This is a genomic window from Candidatus Nomurabacteria bacterium (assembly GCA_023898425.1).
Classification (GTDB): domain Bacteria; phylum Patescibacteriota; class Patescibacteriia; order 2-12-FULL-60-25; family 2-12-FULL-60-25; genus HK-STAS-PATE-2.
This window is the reverse complement of the sequence record CP060222.1, coordinates 771,487-794,131: the sequence shown is the minus strand read 5'-3', so window position 1 is coordinate 794,131 and position 22,645 is coordinate 771,487. Positions and strand designations below refer to the sequence as shown.

Sequence of the window (22,645 nt, the reverse complement as noted above, 5' to 3'; positions counted from 1 at the left end):
CACTTAACTCGTGAGTCACACTACTGAATGAGAGCCCTGTCTTTTGATGGGGCTTTTTTCGTTTGACGCTATCTCGCACGAACGGCACACTCCTCTATATGAAGCCATGGCAAGATGTCGTTGTTCGTCCAGAGTTATTACGTGTATTAAAGCGTATCGCCATACAGCCGGTAAATGGCTATTTATTTTTGGGTGCACGAGGTACAGGTAAGCGTTTTATTGCAGAGCATGTTGCGGCAGAGTTATTAAGAATTGATGATGTTGATGCGCTCGAACATCATCCAGATTTTATGGTATTAAAGCGCGAAGAAGGCGCCAAAGAAATTAAAGTAAAACAAGCACGTGATCTTATTTCTCGATTATCACTTACATCCGCAAAGGGTGGTCACCAGGTAGTTATTATTGAGGCGATTGATCGTTTAAACGAAGAGTCTGCAAATAGTTTGTTAAAGCTTATCGAAGAGCCACCGGCAGGTGTAGTTTTTCTTTGTACGTCCGATCGCGAAGAGCGTGTTTTTGGAACGATTCGTTCACGTCTCGTGCCGATTCGTTTTTTGCCCCTTGATACAGTGACGATTCAGCAAGAACTTATCGGCAGAGGCATCAAACCTGACGAAGCAGGTATTGCAGCAACATATGCACATGGTGCGATGGGTATGGCGCTAAGACTTGTTTATCAACTCGATACCGTGACACGTAATCGCGAAGAAGCTTTTCGACTTGTCAGGGTTTTGGTTGATGGTAATCCAGGTCGTGTAGTGAGTGAATTAGAGCGGCTCGCGAAGCGCTGTCAGTATGCCGAAAACTCAGAGCAAGCTTGGGAGGATGAATTACTTTTGTTGCAATCTGCTTCTACGACAATTATGAAACAAGACGGAATGCGTTCAAAAGAGGTCGCTCATGCTATAGTATGGGCATGGAGATTATTGGGTACGGCGATTTCTCCGCACCTTGCTCTCGAATGGGGAGCGCTAAAACCGTATCGTGACCCACAACATCGAATCCCTACTTTTATTAAAACTCTTTTTGTATGAACCTTACTTCTCGAATGATCGCGCCTGTTTTGATGGCGCTTGTCCTTACCGGTGCTGGCTGCGGTACATCAACCGCGCAACCAACAGGTCCTGATGGCGGTATTTTTATCACGCGTGATCAAGGCGAAATCTGGAGTCAGCTAAAAGTGCTAAACCTTGGTGTAAAACAAGCGAGTATTGCCAATATGGGGATCGTGACCCTCGCAAGCGATCCGCAAGATGCCAAAGCGATGTATGCAGGCACCGTTGAGAATGGCGTCATCTACTCACTTGATGCGGGCGAGTCATGGCAAAGCGCTGGAGGTTTAAATGCAGGACATGTAAATGCTATCAGCGTACATCCAAAAGAAAAGTGTACGATTTTTGCCGCTCGTAACAATCAGATCATGAAGACGGATAACTGTGCGCGTGATTGGACACAAGCCTATTTTGATCCACGCACCGACAAACAGTTTCTTTCGATGATGATCGATTGGTATAATCCAAATATTCTCTACGCTGGTACTTCTGATGGGGATATTGTGAGATCAGATAATGGTGGAGTTGCCTGGAAGGTTGTTCATCGTGTAGAAGGAGCAAAGATTCTTCAGCTCATCATGGACCCTACCGATTCTCGTGTTGTGTACGGTTTGGTAGATCGTCAGGGATTAGTAAAATCTGTTGATGGTGGTCAAACATGGACGCAAATCCGCAAAGAGCTCGACGCTTTTGATGGCGCTCGTCGTGGAAACTTTATCGCTCTTGATCCGCTAACAAAAAATCGCCTCTACCTTGTTTCAAAATTTGGTATTGTTCGATCTGATGATGCAGGCGCAACGTGGACGGCTCTCAATCTACCAACGCCACCAAACTCTGTTGAAATGCGTGCTTTCGCCGTTCATCCAAAAGACGCAAACCGCCTCGTCTATGCAACTGACAAGGCTATCATTTGGAGCGCGGATGGTGGTCAAACATGGACGCCAAAGAAACTTCCTTCGAGTCGCGGGGCATCATTCTTTCAATATACCGTAACACCGACACAGACGACGTTGTATATGGGAACATTGCCAGGAACAAAAAAATAAACGCAAAAAGCAACCGTGAGGTTGCTTTTTCTTTTAGCTCGTGGCAATCTTCGCCTAACTATGGCTAATCATATTGATGCAAATAAAGCAGAATTTCAGGCGGTGATTGATCACTTTCACCAAGAATTACAAGGTTTTCGTACAGGGCGCGCTCATCCAGGTTTGGTTGAGGGCATTCATGTTGTTGCCTACGGTCAGTCGATGGATTTAAAATCCTGCGCTTCGGTTACTGTACCGGATGCCAAGACACTTCAAATTGAGCCTTGGGACAAGACCATCGTAAAAGATGTTGAGAAGGCTATTGTTGAGGCAAATATTGGGATGATGCCAAATACGGCAGGAACGATTATTCGTTTGGTAATGCCACCAATGACCGAAGACAATCGTAAATCGATGGTAAAGCTTTTACGTCAACGCGAAGAAGGAGCAAAGATCGCTATTCGTAACGTACGCGAAAAAGTTCGCTCAGCAATCCAGCAAGACAAAAAAGACAAAGCGATTGGTGAAGACGAAGAACGTCGTGAGCTTGAACGTCTTGATAAAGCAACAGGCGAATGGAATGCTAAAATCGAGATCATGACCGAAGACAAAGAAAAAGAAATCATGACCGTCTAACCTCTCTACTATGATATCCAACGAGAAAAAAATGGAGCTCCTTGTGTCGTTATGCAAACGACGCGGCTTTGTGTATCCGGATTCGGATATCTATGGAGGTTTTGCCAACTCTTTTGATTATGGTCCATACGGTACTGAGCTAAAAAACAATATTCGTGATGCATGGTGGAAGATGTTTGTGCATGGTCGCGAAGATATTGTTGGTGTTGATACGCCTATTATCCAAAATCCAAAAGTATGGGAGGCATCTGGTCATCTTGAAACATTTAGTGACCCACTTGTTGATTGTAAAAAATGTAAAAAACGTCATCGTGCTGATCATTTGATCGAAGCAAAGCAAGCAGAGGTTGGCGAAGAAAAAGCATCCAGTATTACGATTCATGATACCGTCTGTCCTTCATGTGGTGGGGAGCTTGGTGAAGTGCGTAATTTCAATTTGATGTTCAAAACATTTATCGGTGTGACGGAAGACACGGTAAATACCGCTTACTTACGTCCAGAGACAGCCGCGGGGATGTTTACAACCTGGAAGGATATTCGTGACACCATGCGCAAAAAATTACCATTTGGTATCGCTCAAGTTGGTCGTGCTTTTCGTAACGAAATCACACCTGGCAACTTTATTTTTCGTACGCGTGAATTTGAGCAAATGGAGATTGAGTACTTTGTAAAACCAGAAGAAGCTCCGGAGCACTTCGAACATTGGTTGAGCGAGATGAAGACATGGATCCACGACGTACTCAAGCTCAAGCCAGAAAATGTGGTCTACAAAGAAATTAGCGAAGCTGACCGTGCTTTTTACTCAGCTCGTACCATTGATACAGAATACCAATACCCATTTGGTCAAAAAGAGCTCTACGGTTTAGCAAATCGCACCGACCATGACCTTGGTAGACACATGAAGTACTCAAACGAAGATCTTCGTTGGTTTGATCAAGAGTCCGGTGAGCGCTATATCCCATACGTCATTGAACCAACGTGGGGATTAAGCCGCACTGTTCTTGCTGTGCTTTGCGAACATCTCGATATCGATGAAGCAGATACAGCAAACGAAGGCGAAAAAGAACCACGTATGGTATTGCGCTTGCCTGCAGCACTCGCTCCAGTAAAAGTCGCAGTGTTACCTGTTGTAAAGAAAGACGGTTTACCAGAAATTGGTAAAGAGATCACCGGTGAATTGCGCAAAGCAGGTATCGTTACCGAATATGATGATTCAGGATCCATCGGTAAGCGCTATCGTCGTCAAGACGAAATCGGTACACCATGGTGTATCGCAATCGACGGCGCCACCAAAGAACAGGGCACCATCACCATCAGAGATCGCGACACCATGGAACAAATCACCATCAAAAAGAAGAATTGGTTGGCTGGATCAAATCCAAAATCTAAAACTCCCTTCGGGGAGTTTTAGATTTCACTATTCTCAATATAACTCAATCACCCCGGCCTCGTTATCCTCCCTACCCTCCGTGTGAACGAAGGGTTACACGCCTCACTGTCAATCGATGACAAAGCACCGCCCGTCATGCCGACCGACGACGCATCCCGCCCCGTCATGCCGACCGACGACGTAAGGAGGAGTGGAGGCATCTGCCTGTCGCTACGAGATCTCTCCACTTCTTCGCTATGCTCAGTCGGTCGAGATGACGGTTAGGGCTGTGTACCTCTTCGCTACGCGGAGAGGTAAGGAGAGGATCGAGAGGCTAAGGCTTGATGGTTATCTGTTGGCTCAGTACTCTATGCGCTATGTCCACAAAACCGCAGTTAAAAACCCTAAACAATGGGATGAAGGCTATTCTTGTGCCGCAAAAAGGCGCTACCTCTACGACCGTAATGGTGTTTACAAAGGTTGGGTCACGTTATGAGTCACCAGAGATTAATGGCGCCTCGCATTTTATTGAGCACTTGATGTTTAAAGGGACAAAGCGTCGTCCTACCACGCTTGATGTCTCAAAAGAGCTTGATCGATATGGTGCAGAATATAACGCCTTTACTTCAAAAGATCTTACGGCGTATTACGTTAAGATGGATGCTACGCAGACAAAACTCGCGATCGATTTACTTCACGACATGCTTTTCCATTCAAAGTATGATGCGAAAGAAATCAATCGCGAACGTAGCGTGATTATCGAAGAGATTAATATGTACGAAGATAATCCTCGTATGCATATTGATGACATTATGGAAGAAGCGCTCTTTCAGGATTCAACGCTTGGATGGAATATCGCCGGACCACGCGAGAATATTCGCAAGGTGACCCGCCAGCAGCTTATCGACTATCGTGACGCGTACTATGTGCCGGAGCGCATGGTGGTGACAGTGACGGGCAAGGTGGACGCACAGGTGATGACACAGCTACAAAAGACCTTTGGTAAGGTAAAAAGTCCAAAAACCAATAAAGCAAAAGACTTTGTGCCGTTTGTATCACCAGAGTCTCTCGCTCATCCGATAGCGTTTCAGAAAAAAGAAACAGAGCAGGTACAGCTCGGGATGTCTTTTTATGGTTTACCTCTTGGCCATAAAGATTTAGCAGCCATGAGCTTATTGTCGACGATTTTAGGTGGCACCATGTCATCGCGTCTTTTTATCGAAGTTCGTGAACGTCGTGGTTTGTGTTACTCCGTCTATGCTTCTCACCAAGCCATGGAAGACGTTGGGATGTTTCAGGTAATGGCCGGCTTAGATAAAACACGCATCGAAGAAGCCGTAAAAGTTATTTGGCAAGAATTAAAAAAGATGACGAATAAGCTCGTTACCGCAGAAGAGTTAAAGCGCGCTAAAGATCATGTTCGTGGAAAGTTTTTACTTGCCTTCGAAGATTCTTCAACACAAGCCGACTATTACGGAAGACAATGGATTTTTCAAAACAAACTTGAAACACCCGAAGAACGTATTAAGCGCATTCAAAAAGTCACAGCGGCAGATATTAGACGAGTGGCAAAGCTTGCGTTTCAACGTGATCGCATGGCCTTTGCGATCATCGGGCCATTCGAAGATAAAGCAGCCGTAGAAGCCGTATTTAAAAAAATACAATAACTAGCTTCGTTATCCTCCCTACCCTCCGTGTGAACGAAGGGTGACACCCCCGTCATGCCGACCGACGACGCAAGGAGGAGTGGAGGCATCTGCCCGTTACTACGAGATCTCTCCACTTCTTCGCTATGCTCAGTCGGTCGAGATGACGGTTAGGGATGTGTACCTCTTCGCTTCGCGGAGAGGATGGAGAGGATAGAGAGGCGAGGTATTGCGGGGATGAATAATATAGGTGAATGAGAGGTTATTGAGACTTGCTCAAATCTAAAATTTAAGGTAGGAAAGGGACATGACTATGCGTAAATTGGTAATAGCCAATTGGAAAATGCATTATGGCCCAGTAAAAGCTGGTGCCTGGATCCGTGCCTTTCGTCGCGAACGTTTGCCAAAAGATCTCGACATCGGTGTAGCGGTACCGCATGTTTCATTGGCGGCTGCCCGAGCCTCGCTCGGCCGTGCTGGAGTCCCTTTGCTTGGTGCACAGGATGTTTTTTGGGCCAACGAAGGTGCTTATACCGGCGAAATCTCACCAGCAATGTTAAAGGAGTTTGGACTCTCTTTCTCACTTGTTGGTCACAGTGAGCGTCGCATGAATCTTGGTGAGACTGATGAAATGGTTAACAAAAAAGCGATCGCTCTCCAAAAGGCAGGTATTCGTCCTGTTATTTGTGTCGGCGAAACCGAAGCGCAAAAGAAAAAAGGTGAAACATTAAAAGTTGTTCGCGCTCAAGTAACAGCAGCTTGCGCAGGCCTCGAAGGCGATGGCGAAGCAGCTCCTGTTTTTGCGTATGAACCTGTCTGGGCAATCGGCTCAGGCAAAGGCTGCACCGCAGAAGATGCAAAAGTTGTTCATGCGGCTATTCGTGATGTTTTAGGCAAGAAACTAGGCAAAGAGATTGCAAAAGAGATCTCGATTATCTACGGTGGATCCGTTGATCAACGCTCCGTTGCTGAATATGTTTCAACGACAGACATTGATGGCGTACTCGTTGGTGGCGCATCACTAGACCCTCGTGCCTTTGGCTTGCTTTGCCGCGCGGCAAATCCAGCGTAAACTACCCCCATGTCCTTACTTGCTTGGATCGCTCTGGCGGTTCTGATTCTCTCACTTCTTACGATCGGCTGGCTCCTGCTTATGCATTGGGGTGATTTACGATTGCTCGATCCAATGACGATCAAAGAAGAGCGTCAAAAGAAAGAACGCCAAGAACTCATGAATCGTCGCTTCGAACGTGTGAGCTCAGAACAAGCAGCCTCACTATCACGCGCCTTTCGTGGACTTTGGAAGTCATTACGTGACTCCTATCGTTCATTCTATCGTCGCTTACGCGCTTTAGACGCCTCCTACAAGAAGGTAAAAAAAATCCACTTGCTTCAATGGCACCTTCCCAAAAAGATCGCGTCACCAACGCTTATCAGCGAAGCAAAATCACTTGCCCGTGATACCAAATGGGCAGAAGCAGAACGTCGCTATTTAGACGTCTTGCAAATCGATCCAAGAAGCATTGATGCCTATAAAGGCATTGGCCAAATCTATCTCAAAAAAAAAGCTCTATCCGCAAGCAAAAGAAACGCTTGAATTCTTGCTTAAAACAAAAAGACCGACGACACCACCTTTGCCTGTCTTGCAGAAATCGCCGAAGCCGAAGGTGATATGGAAAAGGCCGAGGTCTATCGCGTAAAAGCGGCCGAGGCATCTCCAAACCAAGCCTTTCGTCATGCAGAGTTAGCTCAATTTTATCTCGCGCGTAAGCGTCCAGAATATGCCTGGGGTCCTGCAGAGCGCGCCATTGATTTAGAAAAGCAAAGCGTAAAGTTTCTTGAATTAGCCTTTGATGTTGCTATCGCGAATAGAATGCCAAAAGAAGCACGCGAGCTCTATCAACGATTACGTATTGCCGCCGATGACGCAGATCGTGCGTCTCACTGGAAAGAAAAACTCGAGCAAATCGAGGAGAGCATGGGAGTTGCCAAAGACATGTAGTTCTGGTTAAATACCGCCACCCTTCGACTCCCCTCAGTTCGCTTCGCTCGCTCGGGGTCGCTCAGGGTGACGGGGTCGAAAGAGCTAATATGCCGTTGTAGCTCAGTTGGTAGAGCACATCCATGGTAAGGATGAGGTCACCAGTTCAATCCTGGTCAACGGCTCCATCCCGTAAACCGCCTAGGGGCGGATCACGGGATTACATGGGTAGATACCGAAGTGGTCAACCGGGGCAGACTGTAAATCTGCTGGCCTTGTGCCTTCGAAGGTTCGAATCCTTCTCTGCCCACCACCAAGAAAACTCCGCCGAAAGGCGGAGTTTTTGTGATGAGAATAATAAATAGCAAAATATTGTTAGTGTTGAGATCCAATGATATCCTTAGGATAATTTATGAATAAAGAAGCACAGGCACGTATTAAAATAAATAAGCTTCTGGAGAGCGCTGGTTGGCGTTTTGAAGCCGATAAAACCGGTCCAGTGAATATTCAGTTGGAGCCAGGTGTAAAACTCTCGGATCTCGGTGATGATTTTGAAAACGCCCAAAAAGGATTTATTGATTTTTTGCTTTTGGATAAAGATGGCCGAGCTCTTGTTGTTGTTGAAGCAAAGAAAGAATCGGTGGATCCATTGTCGGCAAAAGAGCAGGCGAGAAATTATGCGCGCAATGTAAGTGCTCGTTTCATTATTCTCTCAAACGGTAATATTCATTATTTCTGGGATACTCTTCATGGTAATCCAGAAACGATCTCTCGGTTTCCTACTCAAGAATCGTTAACGCAGTATCGGTCATATATTCCAAATCCGAATGAGCTAGCTAATACGGCTGTCGATGAAAATTATATTCTTACTTCTCAGATGGCTAGCTACGCAAAGGATCCTGCTTTTCTAGGTGAAAAGACGAGAGCTGATTTTTTACGTAAACATGGCTTGGCTCAGATGCGCCCCTACCAGGTACAGGCTATGAAAGCCCTACAGGCTGCTGCAAAAGAAGGTAAGAGTCGATTCTTGTTCGAGATGGCTACCGGAACAGGTAAGACACTTACCTCGGCGGCAATCATTAAGCTCTTCCTAAAATCCGGCAATGCTCGAAGAGTGTTGTTCTTGGTTGATCGAATTGAGTTAGAGGATCAATCGTACAAAGCTTTCAGAAATTATCTAAAGTTGGACTACAAAGCTGTTATCTATAAAGATAGTAGGGATAGCTGGCAAAATGCTCAAATCGTTGTATCCACCATTCAGACATTTATGGCAGGGGATAGATATAAAAGATTTCTCTCCTACGGATTTTGAGTTGGTGATCTCAGATGAGGCACATCGTTCAATCGGTGGTAATAGCCGTGCTGTTTTTGAGTACTTTGTTGGTTATAAGCTTGGTCTCACGGCAACACCAAAGGACTATCTTAAGGGCTTTGATACAGAAGACGATGATACGCAACGCGAATTTGAACGTCGTCAGCTTTTAGATACCTATAAAACGTTTGGCTGTGATGCTGGTGAGCCAACCTTTAGATACGATCTTTTATCAGGGTAAAAGACGGTTTCTTAATTAACCCTATCGTTGTTGATGCGCGCACCGAAGTGACAACGAAGCTTCTTTCTAAGGATGGCTACGCCGTGCACACGACGACTGATGAAGGTGAAGAGATTGATAAGAAATATAATGCTCGCCATTACGAGCGAAAGTTCTTTAATGAAGAAACGAATATCGCTATGGCGAAAGCATTTCTTGATAATGGTCTCTTGGATCCTGTTGCACACGAACGGGGTATAACGTTATTTGGCAAAGGTATTGTCTTTTGTGTCTCACAAGCACATGCGGCACGTGTTACCAATATCTTGAATAAACTCGCTATGGATCGTTGGCCTGAGTACTATTCGCAGTCAGATTTTGCTATGCAGGTCACCTCTTTAGTTCAAACTGCGCAGCAAATGACTATTCAGTTTTCTAATAACAACTTAAACGGCAAGGTAAAGGCGCCTAGCGGCTATGAATCTGGAAAGACGCGTGTTTGTGTAACCGTTGGCATGATGACAACTGGCTATGATTGTCAGGATCTTTTGAATATTGGCTTGATGCGCCCAGTATTCAGCCCCGCAGATTTTGTTCAGATTAAAGGGCGTGGTACACGCAAACATCGCTTTGAATACATGGATTATGAAAACAAAGAGGTATATAAAAAGATAAAAAGACATTCAAACTCTTTGACTTTTTTTGCAACATGTGAGTATTTCGAAAAAGAATTTGTATACGACGAGAAATTAAAGTTACCGGTTATTAAAAAAAGTAGCCGAGGCCGAGCTTACCGTTTCCGAAATGGGCGAAGTAAAAGAGTCAGAATACATTGATGAGCAAGGCAACAAGGTATTTAAAGGTAAATTCGATCTAAAATCTGACGATAGAATGGAGTCTCTTCAAGAAACTGAGGTCAGCCCTGAAGGGATGCGTATTGATCGTGAAGGCTTTAGAAGGGCTGTCGCAGAAGACGTTGTGGGTAATGAGGTACTTAAGACAATGTGGGACAATGGCGATGTTGAGGCTGCTGAAGAGTACACAAAACGTCATATTCTTAACCGACCCTCACATTTTTGAACCTGGATAAGATCCGTAAGGCTTTTTAGCCTCGATCGTCGCGTGACAATCAAAGAGTTTTTACAGGTTGCTTTTGGTCAGAAAGAAGGTTTTGAGACAAAAGAAGAGCTTCTTGAGTCTGAATGGGGTAAGTTTCAAGAAGAGTACAGCGTAGACCAGGTGCACTACGATCCAGTAAAGATGCTTTTCAAGTCTTATATTGTCGACGAAGACGTGCGCAAGGCAATTGATGAAAAACATACGGTAGACTTGATGAGTCACCTGTTTTTCAATGGAAGAGTTACTTGCTTGCAATGGCTACAAAGAAACTGTTCCGAGATACGTGAAAGATTATGTGCCTCTAACCGCTTTTGCTGAATAATCTATGTTGAACGCTGAGACCAAACGACATATTGATGCAGCACGTCAGGTGCTTGTTGGCGTTGTGCCAAATCCATCGTCACAAATCGAGCAGATCACGACGGCTTTGATCTATAAATTCATGGATGATATCGATCAGTCATCAATTAATGCGGGTGGAAAGCCAGATTTTTTGTTGGGCCACTTGAAAAATATTCATGGACGAAGCTCATGGATTCTCGCCTTGAAAATCAGGGCAAGATGAATCTATACACAGAAGCTCTTCAGGCGTTTTCTGAATCGAAAAAACTCCTGAGCTTTTTTCGCGACATCTTCAAGTCAGCCTTCTTGCCGTATCGCGAGCCAGAAGTTCTTTATCTTTCTTGAAAGAGATTGAATACTTTGACTACTCGCACTCGGAGGAGCTGGGTAACGCGTATGAATACCTTCTCTCAATCATGGGTTCACAGGGCGATGCAGGACAGTTCAGAACCCCGCGTCATATTATCGATTTCATTGTAAAAGTCGTTAACCCAACGAAAGATGATAAAATCTTAGATCCTGCTTGTGGCACGGCTGGCTTTTTTGATTAGCGCATACAAACACATTCTAGATCAGCACGATGGTAAGAATGAAGACGGCTCTAAGAATGCTGAAAAACCACTAACACCGACAGAGCGCAAGAATCTTCGTGAGAATTTCGAGGGCTATGATATTGATCCGACCATGGTGCGTATTTCTCAAGTAAATGCCTACTTACATGGTTTTAAACAGCCGAAGATTTTTAACTATAATTCGCTTGCGAGCGAAGAACGATGGAATGATAAGTTTGATGTGATCTTGGCTAACCCTCCGTTTATGTCGCCGAAAGGCGGCGTGCGACCACATAAGAAATTTGGCGTTGAATCTAATCGCGCTGAAGTGCTTTTGTGGATTATATAATGAGTCATCTTAAGCCAAAGGGCAGAGCGGGTGTTATTGTTCCTGAGGGTATTATTTTCCAATCTGGAAATGCATACAAGCAGCTACGTAAAAATCTTGTAGAAGACGGCCTTTTTTGCTGTCGTTAGCTTACCAAGCGGTGTCTTTTACCCTTATAGTGGTGTTAAGACGAGTATTTTGTTTTTTTGATAATGAGGTAGCTGACAAAACTGAAGATATTCTATTTGTTAGAGTTCTTAACGATGGCTTTGACTTAAATGCCCAGCGCCGCCCTAGACCTGACCTGCCTAATGATTTGGATATGCTAGGGGATCAGCTTGATGCAAAAAAGCAATCAAATATTGGCGAGAGCATGTTTTATTTGGTGCGAAATGGAGCTTGCCGGATAAAAACTCATTCGCCTGGAAAATCAGCAAAGAGGAAATTTCAAAGACGGGAGACTACAGTCTTTCTGGTGATCGTTATCGCGTGGCAACGGATTACACTAACGCAAAATGGCCAATAGTCAAATTTGATACTGTTGTTACAACGATAACTCCTCCTACTAAGATCTTGAAAGAGAACTATAAGAACAAGGGCGACTTTCCTGTAATTGACCAGTCACAAGTTGAGATTGCAGGATGGACAAATGATGAAAGTGCTTTAGTAAAAAGTGAAACCACTAGTGATATTTGGGGATCATACCTGTGTGGTCAAATATGTTGACAAATCGTTCGCGCAGGGTGCTGATGGTATAAAAATTCTACTTACCAATGACCAATTAGTACCAAAGTTTCTTTACTATCTTTTAAATAAAAACCAATTGAATCAGAAGGCTACCAACGACATTTTACGAAACTAAGACGGTACGAAATCCCTCTCCCACCTCTCGAAATCCAAGAACAAATCGTGGCAGAGCTAGACGGCTATGCGGGTATTATTAGTGGCGCTAAACAAATCGCTAAAAACTGGAAACCGAGGATTGAGATTGATCCGGAGTGGGAGAAGGTGAAGATTGAAAGTATAACCACCTTGGTACGCGGTAGTTCACCAAGGCCACAAGGGATTCACGTTACTACGGTGGCACCATCCCACGACTTATGGTTTCAGATGTTACTCGTGATGGGATGTACACAACTCCCAAGACTGATTTTTTAACAGAAGAGGGCGCGAAATTAAGTAGGCTAATGAAAAAGGGAGATGTTGTAATGGCAGTGAGTGGAAATCCTGGTTTACCTTCTATACTTTCCATAGATGCTTGTATTCACGATGGATTTGTTGGTTTCAGAGCTCTGTCTTCAAAGCTATTACCCGAATTTCTGTATTTCGTCTTTCTTCATCAGCAGGAAGCAAATAATTTACAATCTGTCAGGGCAGTGTTTAAAAACCTAACAACGGATCAGATAAAGCAGTTTGAAATTCCTATTCCACCTCTAAATATACAGAAACAAATAGTGGAAAAAATCGAAGCCGAGGGTACCCTTGTTGAATCCGCCAAAAACTTATTGAAATCTACGAACAAAAAACCAAAGAGGTGATTGCGAAGCTTTGGAGTGAATAGATAGCTCTGAAGAGAGTCATAGGCGGCTAGATGGTACGATACAATTAATTTAGTAATAACGATGGTATATGCATAAAGAAACAGCATATTCAATAAATATCTTTCTTCCTGATGGAAATCAGATGGGCTTTGGGTTGTGACGATAGGTGGATTAACGATTACGGCGCTCGTGTGTCCTCGTGCGTTATTGACTGTAAAGAAAAAGAACGGAAGGAGCTCGAGAAGCCTGGTGTTTATATATTAGTGAACCCAAAAGAAGAAGGTTTACAAAAGATTTACATCGGGGAGGGTGATCCAATTATCGATCGTTTGTTGAATCATGAGCGAAACAAAGACTTCTGGTCAAAAGTAATCTGTTTCACAACAACGGATCAAAGCCTGAATAAGACGCATATACAATATCTGGAATCGAGACTTATCCAGATAGCGAAAGAGTATAAGATTGCTGATCTTGAAAATAGTAATTCGCCAGGACTTCCTAGCATTTCAGAATCAGAGCAAGCCGTGGTAGAGAGGTTTTTCACAAGTATTTTGAAAATTGCTCCAATTTTGGGTGTTGATGCATTTGAAGAGCCGCCAACCAGCTACTCGGGTGTAGAGCTTTCAATTAGTGCAAAAGGCGTAAAGGCTTTTGGTCATGTCACGAACCAAGGGTTCTTGGTTCTAAAAGGTTCAGAGGCTGTTATAAACGAAGTCCCATCACTCTCAAACTCTATGCATGTGCTCCGTGAAGGATTGATACAGCGGTCAGTTTTGGTTCCAACAGATGAAGGTAAGTATGTTTTTTCACAGGACTTTGATTTTGGTTCTCCTTCAACCGCGGCAACCGTTGTGCTTGGTCATAGTTCAAACGGGAGGCTGGCTTGGAAGTCATCGAATGGTAAGTCGTTGGCAGATTTGGAGGCAATGGATTATGTCAACCCTGCGGGGAGATCGGTTAGTACAAGCTAGTACAAAAATATATTATGCCAACAAAACAGGTTTTTACTATAAATGATCAGTATGATAAAGCGAGTTAAGTCATTAAGAAAATATAGCAAGAGGCTATAACAAACCCCACCACCCGGTGGGGTTTTAGTTCATTATGGGCACTAGTATGTCCTTGTTCTCTTTTGTTCTATATGCTAGAATAGAACTCATATGAGTTCTTCGCCAAAACCTCTCTTTATCCGTAATAGTACGGCAGAGTTTTTGATGTTCACCTCGGATACACGGCAAGAGTCTATAGAGGTACGTTTTGAAGATGAAATGCTCTGGCTGACGCAAAAGCTTATGGCTGAGCTTTTTGGCACCACAGTACCAAATATCAACACGCATATATCGAGTTTGCTTACTGATGGCGAAATAACTGAATACGCAGTTATTAAGGATTTCTTAATAACTGCCGTGGACGGCAAAAGAATACCGCGTAAAACACTATAATCTTGATGCGATTATTGCCGTTGGTTTTCGTGTAAATTCAGAACGGGCTGCGGCGTTTAGAAAATGGGCGATAGATGTTTTAAAGGAGTTTTCAATAAAGGGTTTGTTCTTGATAAAAAACGTTTAGAAAATGGCAGCTATCTTGGTATTGATTACTTTGAAGCATTACTCGAAGAAATCCGCGAGATTCGTGCAAGTGAGCGCAGATTTTATCAAAAATTACCGATATTTATGCTACGGCGTTTGACTATGATCCAAAGGCTTCGTTTACGCAGCGATTTTTTCAGACTGTCCAAAATAAATTACATTTTGCTATACATGGCTACACAGCGGCTGAGCTCATTATGAATCGTGCTGATGCTGACAAGCCACACATGGCTTTAACAACGTGGTCACGTGCACCAAAAGGCAAGATCATCAAATCAGACGTTACCGTGGCAAAAAATTACCTCACCGAAAAAAAACTTACTTCATTAAATCGTATTGTGACGATGTATTTAGATTATGCCGAAGCTCAGGCTGAGCGTGGCGTGCCAATGAGTATGATGGATTGGGGAGCGAAGCTCGATGCTTTTTACAGTTCAATGAACGAGAGATTTTAGATCATCCAGGCAAAATCACAGCCGAGATAGCAAAAACCTTTGCCGAAGGTGAATTTGAAAAATTCCGCGTAAAACAGGATAAGCTCTATGAATCAGACTTTGACCGAGAGATAAGGAAGCGGATTGGCAAGTCAGTCGACAAAGCTTTCTAGACCTCAATCTTGACCAAATAATAAAATCGTGGTTGTTTATAGGAGTTCTTTTGCTATGAGGAGGTTGGATGCGAACAGGGACATATCGTCGCGTTAAAAAAGAACGAGACGTTTTTGTTCTCGTTCCGTATATCTATCTACCTTTCCGGCATCGCTGTGGCCATTTTGGTCCAGCAAACTTTATTCTCGAGTTTGATCGTCGACAGGTACGGTTTACTGCAAGAGATGTTTCCGCGTGCTTTGAATGTGCGCTCAAGAGTCGCCTCGATAGCGCCATTCGCTGTCCAAGGTGTGAACGTTTGATTGTGACAGAATTTGTCGTCGCAGCAACGCGTGCAAAGCTCTCAGATCGTTTTGTCCGTGATGCACATTATATCGATAGCGATCAAAACTATGTTTTAGTCTGTGATGACTGCGTAGGAGGAGGTCAGGCAACGTACGGTTGTTGGACGGGCCAAAAGTTTCAAGACTTCTGTAGTTAAAACCCCGCTCAAATATGAGCGGGGTACTTTAATTATATTTTGACCTCTAAAATACGCGGTGCTTTACTAGATGTGGAGGAGGTATCATGAACCTTATCAAGCGAATACAGTACCGAAGGATAATCCTTGATTTGCGGTTTGCGATTATCGTCCCGCGTTTTACGCAAATGAATGTGTTTCATTGCCGCCATCATGGGCCGCGATCATTTTTCTACGAAATCGAACACCAGCTCTTGAAGATCAAGGCTGATCATCCAGAGAAGCAAGTGTGCGCCAGATGTTTGATAGGGGATTTGAAAAAAGCTCTCGCGCGTTGTCCTCGATGCCGTCGATATATTGTGCCGCTGCGACTATTGGACGCACCTTTTGTAAATGTATCAGATCTATGTGAGCTTTCACCCGAAGCGGTGGAACGCATTATCGCAGAAGAACATTCCTGTGATCCTCGCGATTACACCAACTACTAAAACAGCCCTCTCCACGGAGAGGGCTTTGTCATAAAATAAATGCGAGTTTTAGAATATCTAACACTGTCATAAAGAGTAATGTGACAAAGGCAAAAACTGGCACTTGGCTGAGAACGCGCATGTTCATAAAGATCTTCGTTTTTTCGCGATCAGAGCGATAACCGCGAGGAGAGTAAGAGTCATAGTGATACAAGCTATAACGCACGTTTTGTAGATTTATGACATAATGGCTGTATATGGCTTATATCCCCGACGACAAGCTCCCAAAAACCGAAGAAGAGTGGAAGGCAATCCTCACCCCTGAGCAGTATCATGTTTTGCGTGAAAAGGGGACCGAACGTGCCTATACCGGCGCGCTTGATCATGAGTTTAATCAAGGAATGTATGAATGTGGCGCTTGCGGACAGCCGCTGTTTTCTTCAAAAGGTAAGTACGATTCTGGTTGCGGATGGCCGGCGTTTTTTGAGGCGCTTGATCCAGAAGCCGTGCATTTTACCGAGGACAAGTCACTCGGGATGTCTCGTATTGAGGTAACCTGCAATCGCTGCGGCAGTCACCTAGGTCACGTTTTTGATGACGGTCCAAGTGATAAAGGCGGTAAGCGCTTTTGTATTAATTCGGCTTCTTTAGCGTTTAAGGGAGAATAGTTGACATTTATAATAAAATCTGTAAGATCGTAACTATGGCAAACCGAACGCTCATTTACTCCGAACTCGACGACAATTTGCGTGAAGCAAGTGCGCACACTATTACTTTGGCGGAGGATGGATCAGTAGATCTTTCGCAGATGCCAAAACGCTTTCAAGAGTCATGGACACGACACGGTCTTTCAAGTGATACAAATCAGCTCGTATTCCCAAAAGACGGTGATGCATTTCTGAATACGTTATTGCAACGCGCAAACGCCTATTTTCGTATCAAAGAAGTCGAATAAGTTTCAGTTGGTAGTATATGTTCAATCTACCAAAGCTCGTCACTGACGAGCTTTTTGTTTTTGTGTGGTATATAGGTATACTTTGGTTATGAAACGAGAATCTTCAATAAAGGACCCAGCGAAAGAGGATCGTATCTCTGGTATTCAAGAAGCTGAATATGAGGATGTTGATTTTGGCGAAGTAACCTTAGAAGAAACGCCAGAACAGGCAGAGTATCGCCGAATAAGGAACGCAGAGCTTATAAAGGCTACGCACGATTTTGATCAGAAGATCAGCGATCTTCTTGAACGGCGCTGGATGGAAGGACAATCTGTATCAGTGGATTATGCAGAGCGTTTGCAGGATCTTTCGATAGTAAACGAAGGTGAGATCAATAGTTTGAGTATATCAATGGCGGTGCCAATGGTACGAGATTATTATTTCTTACGACTCCAAACACAAAAAGGGAGATACAAAAACCGCATCAATGCCTGTTTTTGAAAAATCTTTTGGAGGAGAAAAACGCAAATCATTGACCCTGCTACTGGTGATTTATTAACCTTACGTAATAACTGGGTGACACAACCTGATGGCACAAAATATCGACAAACAACCTATGCGCGCTCTGGTGACAATGAAGGTCCGGCGACATTAAAGCGAGAAAAGATCTTTTTCAAAAGCCGTGAAATGTTCGAAGAAGCCTATCAGGCTAATTTTGCTAAGTATTACGCGTATCCTCCCGAACAGTATCCCGTAGATAAAACCGGCTTTGGTTTACGTCATTTAGAAGTAGGAAAAACGTTAAAACGTGAGTATGTGTGTGCGGCAATTGACGCACTGTTTGGATTACACACGGTCCCGACTACAACGCTTATAACAGACGGAGAAGAACTCTACAGTCGTCAAAAAGGAATTCTAAAAACTCAGGTATTAAGTGACCCAGAAGCCGCTACAGGTCAGCTCATTGGAGCTGTTATCCATAAAGAACCGCATCCCGCAAAGCAAAGCTTGGTGAGGTTAGCGGTACTGCACGACTTGGTAGAGAATACAGACGGACATCTTGGAAATATCTTGCTCGACAAGCCCGATAAGAAGGGCTATCAAGAGCTTCATGGAATTGATTTCGGTTACTCCTTGCCTTTGCATACACAGCTCAAGACAGGAGAAATCGTTTCTAGTGATCCAATAAAGTCAGGGGCCATTCAGCTGGTAGAGCTTGATCCAGATCTTCGGTTAGATAATGAGGCGATGAATACAATAAAGACCGTTTACGAAGAAGTAAAAGATTATCTCTTGTTTAAGAGCTTAGACAAAGTAGACAGTAAGATTGATGATAAAACTCGCCAACGCTTAGCTTCCTTGTCTGATACAGTGAAGTCCGGTGAAACAGCTAAACTTCTTTATGAGCTATTGGCCTTTGCTTTTGAGGTCGAAGGCAAACCAGAGATCACGAGAGCCATTACCAAAAAAGAATTCTCATTATTTATGGGACGAGTAGAGCATATCCTAGAAACAGGACGACCCCGTATGCCAAAAACAGATTTTTACCATGGGAAGTTTGCCAGGATCGGTGAGTTACAAGAGCAAATCCTAGGAGAGCAAAAAACACCTATACAACACAACTTGGCAGATACGGGCGCGCCAGGGGACGAGATTCATTTTTTAGATGAGTAGCATATTCAATAAAACACCTAAAAATAGGTGTTTTTGCTTATAATATTGACAATTTATTATATACGTGGTAACAAAAGAGTGATCGGAGGTGCCTAATGAATGACACGGAACTTGCTATCGAGCGAGAGCGCGTCAAAGAGCGCTTCGTTCAAGTCCTTATCTACATGCAGGTAAAGATGCGCATGGGTAGATACGAGGTTTTGACACCGATTCAGGGCTTGATTAAGAGTTTGATCAAGCAACACAATGTACCGTCTTTCATCTTGCGAGACGCAGATATCCTTGCCGAGCTCGATCAACATCAGCTCGAGATTGTCTCCTTCGCCATCGAGCACTTGTATGGCGATCAATGTCCCAAGGTACCTATGACAGGCACGTGACAGTGCTCTCAGAAAACTATGCAGCCACCAGCTTAACAGCGCGGTGGCTTTCTTTTTGCTATACTGCGCGTATGCCTCCTTCTCCAGATCAAATTGATCGCGAACGTATCGGTACGGTAAAGCGCACACATGAACGTGCAGTCCTCAAGTCTGCTTTTGAAGAAGCGAAGGCTCGTTATGAGATCGCGCTCACGAGTAGTCTCACGGATCGTTCAACAGAGATTGCCAAGTATGATCTAGATATTGCACAAATGAACTTGGAGCTTTTTGAGTCAGAACATGATCCAACGGGCGCATGGAAGGGTGATCGTTTTGGTGGAGATATTGCAAAGATGTTTGAACATGATTTTATACAAGAAGATCATGGAATGCTTGTGCCAACCGAAGAGCTACAGCAAACACATCTGCTTACGATAAGCATGAATGAGCTTGATCGTCTTAATAAAGAAGGCGGGCATGCTTTGGGTGATGAAGGTATGAGCATGACCTATAAAGAGATTGCTTCTAAAGTCGAGGCTACCCTACATGGGATGCATCCAGATTTAACACCAGAAGAGCTAGCTTCAAACTATGATATCTATCGAACGGGTGGTAATGAATTTAGTGTTGTTGTCCGAAAGGTTCTCACACCTTTTGCGATGCAAGAGTTGGCAGCTCATTTTGCTACGGTGGATGCCGTGTCAGAAAAGTATGAAGGGATAGAAGCTCCAACGTTAGCAGCTAACCATGCGTCAATGAGCAAGGTTTACGAAATATTAAACAGCCTTCGACATGAAGATGGAATAGAGGATTTTAAAACATGGAGCAATAAAGATAAAACAAATTTAGCGGTGGACGTGGTAAAAGAAACCTTAAAATCTGACAATGACGTACGTAAAACATTGTTACGTCTTAATCGTTTAGAGGAGCTTTTACGCTCTGATGATGAGCCAAAGGCGCGTGCTTTTTATGATAACTATTTAAAAAAGGCCTTAGGAACACTGCTATCAGACAACCCTGAGGAGCCAGCGGATTTTGATGCAGCTAAAGCGACCTTTAGCCAAATGGGTGCGTTAGATGAGTCTTGGGCAATACAATGGGGGGAGCAAAAATCACAAATCGCTATTGACGAAGGTTGTAAATTGTTGCGTCACAAAGGAGAAGAGGCACGTTCTGGCGAAGCAAATCTGCAAGCAGCAACGGTACAAAAAATAAAGCAACGTTATTTTGAATCCATGCCAAAATACGGGCCGCGTCAAAAAAATGAAGCGGAGTTTGTCGCGCCTCTTGCTACAGAAGGCTTAAAAATCCTTTTAAATAAACAACAGCAGGCAGAAGAAGCGCAGAAAGCCTATGAACAAGAATCAGGTGTTATAGAGGGCAAGAAAGCAGAGGTCGTTGATTTGGATTACCGTATAGAGGCTGCTCGTCGTGATACGTTAACCGGTCTTGAGCTACGTGGCGTTTTGTTTGCTGATATGGAAGATGCCATCAAACGCAATGAGTCTATGTCGACGTTATTTATTGATATGGCATTCTTAAAATACTTTGATAAGGTTGGTGGTTCTTCGGTGGGGGATATGGCAATTAAAAAAGCTGCAGAAATTTTAGATACAGTTACACGCGATCCAGAAATCAAAGAAAAATATCCAAACGCCAAGATCAAGGCCTATCGTTATGCTGGTGATGAATTTGTCGTTTCGGTAGAAGGCTCTGTTTCTGGCATCGCTGAAGAGCTTCAGAATCTCATTTTGCAAAAAGCAGAAAGCGCGGGCTCCGTGCCAAGCTCCGTTTCGAAAAATCCTGCGTATACCCCTGAGCGTATTTCTTTTAATATCGGCACTTCTTATGCAGAAAGCGCATCATCACTTGAGTCACAAGTAGTAGATTTAGGCTTACCTTTGCACGGAGAGCCCGGTTCGCCAGAACGTGTAAATCATCTTGCCGAATATGCGATTCGTTTTGCGGATAAAGAAATTGAAATCACTAAGGCGATGGATCGTTATGAATTGTTAATCGCTCTCATTCTTGGACGTGGCGAAAACGATCCTCACGTTGAGCAAATGATGATCTATTCACAAAAAGCGATAGCAGGAAAAGAAGGAGAGGCTTTGGTAAGAGGGTGGGCACAATCACTCATGGCAGCTCAACCGAGTGAATATGCTGCCATCAATAAAGCGGCAAATTTAGATCTTTTGGATTTTACCTTGAGAATGCAAGAAAAGGCCTTGGAGCAAAAAAATGAACGTGATCAAGCAATAGAGCGGCGTATCGAGAATCATATCCGATCACAGTATCTTGAACGACGTATCGAGCAGCTTCAAAGCCGTCTTTCGAGCTTAGAAGAAAAACTACAGCAAGCTCAAGAAATGAACGAAAAAGATCGTAAGAACCATGATCGTGAAATCGCTCTTTACAAAGAAGAGCTAGAAGAATTACAAAATATCAAGCAGCAATTTACTTAGTTCATTGCAATGTTGTATACGATAAACTATGATTTCAGCATATGTCCGCAATGAATTTTGAAGGGGTGTCACCTGTGCAAGAGCCACCAAAACGGTTAAAGCCTGAAACGATTGATCCTGATAAGCCTGAAAGTGCCTATCAGAATCCAGAATTTGCAGCACAGGCAAAGAGTATTCAGGAGGCCGCCGCAAAAGGTGAGCTAGAAGATAAGATTATGCAGCACGCGTTACAAGAAGCGATTAAGGCTGGTGATTTTGCGATGATTGACCGCATCACAAGCGGTACCATTGGTAAGTCTGGAGAAGACGGCGAGGGAGGTCATAATCCGATCGAGCTAGTACCAATTGAGCAGCAAGTCGAGAGTTCGGTTGATCAAGCTGGTGAGGCGACACCATTGGTACGTCCAGATGAGATGTTTTCAGCTAATAATACCGAGAGTCCTTCTGCGCTGGTGGAGCTCTCCACTTTATTAGAAGGTGAGGAGCCGGTAAAGCCAAAAGCTCCAAAACAAACAGGTATTTCACGTTTAAAAGGAATCTTCGGTGGGTAAGGGGGTTTATCTTGACCATTTGATGTGTTTCAGTTAATCTTCTCCTCGTTCGGAATAGTTTCACCTGCCGGCGTAGCTCAGCTGGTTAGAGCAGCGGTTTTGTAAACCGCAGGTCGTCGGTTCGAATCCGACCGCCGGCTCCACGCTCGTTTTTCGCCTAAAGCGAAAAAACAGGACCCGGTGCAGGCAAGAATCACTGTTTCAATAAACACAAGCATATGTCCCAAGACAATTTGATCAAACTTGAGTGCACCGATTGTAAAAAGGTGAACTATCACTCAACCAAAAACAAGAAGCTGAAAACGCGTCTTGAGCTTAAGAAGTTCTGCAAAAACTGCAAAACAAATAAGCCACACAAAGAAACCAAATAAGATCATGGTTTTCAACGCCCGCTTTATGCGGGCGTTGTTTTTGT

Annotated in this window: 21 protein-coding genes, 3 tRNA genes and 3 pseudogenes; all 27 read left to right on the top strand. The window is 43.9% G+C overall.

Features of this window, described 5'->3' with window-relative positions; genetic code table 11:
* Positions 1-98: 98 nt before the first annotated feature.
* The 27 genes and pseudogenes from H6759_04450 (at position 99) to rpmG (ending at position 22,601) form a co-directional block, all read left to right on the top strand.
* Positions 99-1,034: an AAA family ATPase gene (locus H6759_04450; GenBank protein ID USN52245.1), complete on the top strand. Its 936-nt coding sequence runs from the start codon at positions 99-101 to the stop codon at positions 1,032-1,034.
* On the top strand, positions 1,031-2,098 hold the full coding sequence (locus H6759_04445; protein ID USN52244.1) for a hypothetical protein: 1,068 nt from the start codon (positions 1,031-1,033) through the stop codon (positions 2,096-2,098). The genes H6759_04450 and H6759_04445 overlap by 4 nt, the downstream gene beginning before the upstream one ends.
* Positions 2,099-2,158: 60 nt before the next feature.
* Positions 2,159-2,713 carry a ribosome recycling factor gene (gene frr, locus H6759_04440; GenBank protein ID USN52243.1) on the top strand — a complete coding sequence of 185 codons (555 nt, stop codon included), beginning with the start codon at positions 2,159-2,161 and terminating at the stop codon, positions 2,711-2,713.
* Positions 2,714-2,723: 10 nt separating this feature from the next.
* Entirely contained in the window at positions 2,724-4,124 is a 1,401-nt protein-coding gene (locus tag H6759_04435) for a glycine--tRNA ligase (GenBank protein ID USN52242.1), read from the top strand.
* 335 nt (positions 4,125-4,459) lie between these two features.
* Positions 4,460-5,749, top strand: coding sequence for an insulinase family protein (locus H6759_04430; GenBank protein ID USN52241.1), 1,290 nt, complete (start codon positions 4,460-4,462; stop codon positions 5,747-5,749).
* A gap of 292 nt (positions 5,750-6,041) precedes the next feature.
* The gene (locus H6759_04425) at positions 6,042-6,800 is read left to right on the top strand and encodes a triose-phosphate isomerase (protein USN52240.1); all 759 of its coding nucleotides are present in this window, start codon (positions 6,042-6,044) and stop codon (positions 6,798-6,800) included.
* A gap of 9 nt (positions 6,801-6,809) precedes the next feature.
* Positions 6,810-7,325, top strand: a complete 516-nt coding sequence (locus tag H6759_04420; GenBank protein ID USN52239.1) for a hypothetical protein — start codon at positions 6,810-6,812, stop codon at positions 7,323-7,325.
* Between the two features lie 75 nt (positions 7,326-7,400).
* Entirely contained in the window at positions 7,401-7,730 is a 330-nt protein-coding gene (locus H6759_04415; GenBank protein ID USN52238.1) for a hypothetical protein, read from the top strand.
* Positions 7,731-7,821: 91 nt separating this feature from the next.
* A tRNA-Thr gene (locus H6759_04410) sits at positions 7,822-7,897 on the top strand.
* A gap of 38 nt (positions 7,898-7,935) precedes the next feature.
* A tRNA-Tyr gene (locus tag H6759_04405) sits at positions 7,936-8,022 on the top strand.
* Positions 8,023-8,121: 99 nt separating this feature from the next.
* Positions 8,122-10,682, top strand: a pseudogene (locus H6759_04400) (DEAD/DEAH box helicase family protein).
* A 3-nt stretch (positions 10,683-10,685) separates the two neighbouring features.
* Positions 10,686-12,107 (top strand): annotated as a pseudogene (locus tag H6759_04395) (N-6 DNA methylase).
* Between the two features lie 296 nt (positions 12,108-12,403).
* Positions 12,404-12,739: a restriction endonuclease subunit S gene (locus tag H6759_04390; GenBank protein ID USN53045.1), complete on the top strand. Its 336-nt coding sequence runs from the start codon at positions 12,404-12,406 to the stop codon at positions 12,737-12,739.
* Positions 12,709-13,119 (top strand): restriction endonuclease subunit S, encoded by a 411-nt coding sequence (locus tag H6759_04385; protein ID USN52237.1) that lies wholly within the window; start codon positions 12,709-12,711, stop codon positions 13,117-13,119. Before H6759_04390 ends, H6759_04385 begins: the two co-directional genes overlap by 31 nt.
* Before the next feature lie 134 nt (positions 13,120-13,253).
* Entirely contained in the window at positions 13,254-14,093 is an 840-nt protein-coding gene (locus H6759_04380; protein ID USN52236.1) for a GIY-YIG nuclease family protein, read from the top strand.
* A 189-nt stretch (positions 14,094-14,282) separates the two neighbouring features.
* A pseudogene (locus H6759_04375) lies at positions 14,283-15,318 on the top strand (virulence RhuM family protein).
* Positions 15,319-15,386: 68 nt separating this feature from the next.
* Positions 15,387-15,800 (top strand): hypothetical protein, encoded by a 414-nt coding sequence (locus tag H6759_04370; GenBank protein USN52235.1) that lies wholly within the window; start codon positions 15,387-15,389, stop codon positions 15,798-15,800.
* 86 nt (positions 15,801-15,886) lie between these two features.
* On the top strand, positions 15,887-16,267 hold the full coding sequence (locus tag H6759_04365; protein ID USN52234.1) for a hypothetical protein: 381 nt from the start codon (positions 15,887-15,889) through the stop codon (positions 16,265-16,267).
* Between the two features lie 245 nt (positions 16,268-16,512).
* Positions 16,513-16,914, top strand: coding sequence for a peptide-methionine (R)-S-oxide reductase MsrB (gene msrB / locus H6759_04360; GenBank protein ID USN53044.1), 402 nt, complete (start codon positions 16,513-16,515; stop codon positions 16,912-16,914).
* 35 nt (positions 16,915-16,949) lie between these two features.
* Positions 16,950-17,201: a hypothetical protein gene (locus tag H6759_04355; protein ID USN52233.1), complete on the top strand. Its 252-nt coding sequence runs from the start codon at positions 16,950-16,952 to the stop codon at positions 17,199-17,201.
* Between the two features lie 88 nt (positions 17,202-17,289).
* Positions 17,290-17,682 carry a hypothetical protein gene (locus H6759_04350; GenBank protein USN52232.1) on the top strand — a complete coding sequence of 131 codons (393 nt, stop codon included), beginning with the start codon at positions 17,290-17,292 and terminating at the stop codon, positions 17,680-17,682.
* A gap of 75 nt (positions 17,683-17,757) precedes the next feature.
* Complete coding sequence (locus H6759_04345; protein USN52231.1) at positions 17,758-18,855, top strand: hypothetical protein; 1,098 nt, start codon at positions 17,758-17,760, stop codon at positions 18,853-18,855.
* Positions 18,856-18,950: 95 nt separating this feature from the next.
* Entirely contained in the window at positions 18,951-19,235 is a 285-nt protein-coding gene (locus tag H6759_04340) for a hypothetical protein (GenBank protein ID USN52230.1), read from the top strand.
* A 71-nt stretch (positions 19,236-19,306) separates the two neighbouring features.
* Positions 19,307-21,679, top strand: a complete 2,373-nt coding sequence (locus H6759_04335) for a diguanylate cyclase (protein USN52229.1) — start codon at positions 19,307-19,309, stop codon at positions 21,677-21,679.
* A 41-nt stretch (positions 21,680-21,720) separates the two neighbouring features.
* The gene (locus H6759_04330; GenBank protein ID USN52228.1) at positions 21,721-22,230 is read left to right on the top strand and encodes a hypothetical protein; all 510 of its coding nucleotides are present in this window, start codon (positions 21,721-21,723) and stop codon (positions 22,228-22,230) included.
* 66 nt (positions 22,231-22,296) lie between these two features.
* A tRNA-Thr gene (locus H6759_04325) sits at positions 22,297-22,373 on the top strand.
* A 75-nt stretch (positions 22,374-22,448) separates the two neighbouring features.
* Positions 22,449-22,601, top strand: coding sequence for a 50S ribosomal protein L33 (gene rpmG, locus H6759_04320; protein USN52227.1), 153 nt, complete (start codon positions 22,449-22,451; stop codon positions 22,599-22,601).
* Positions 22,602-22,645: the final 44 nt, after the last annotated feature.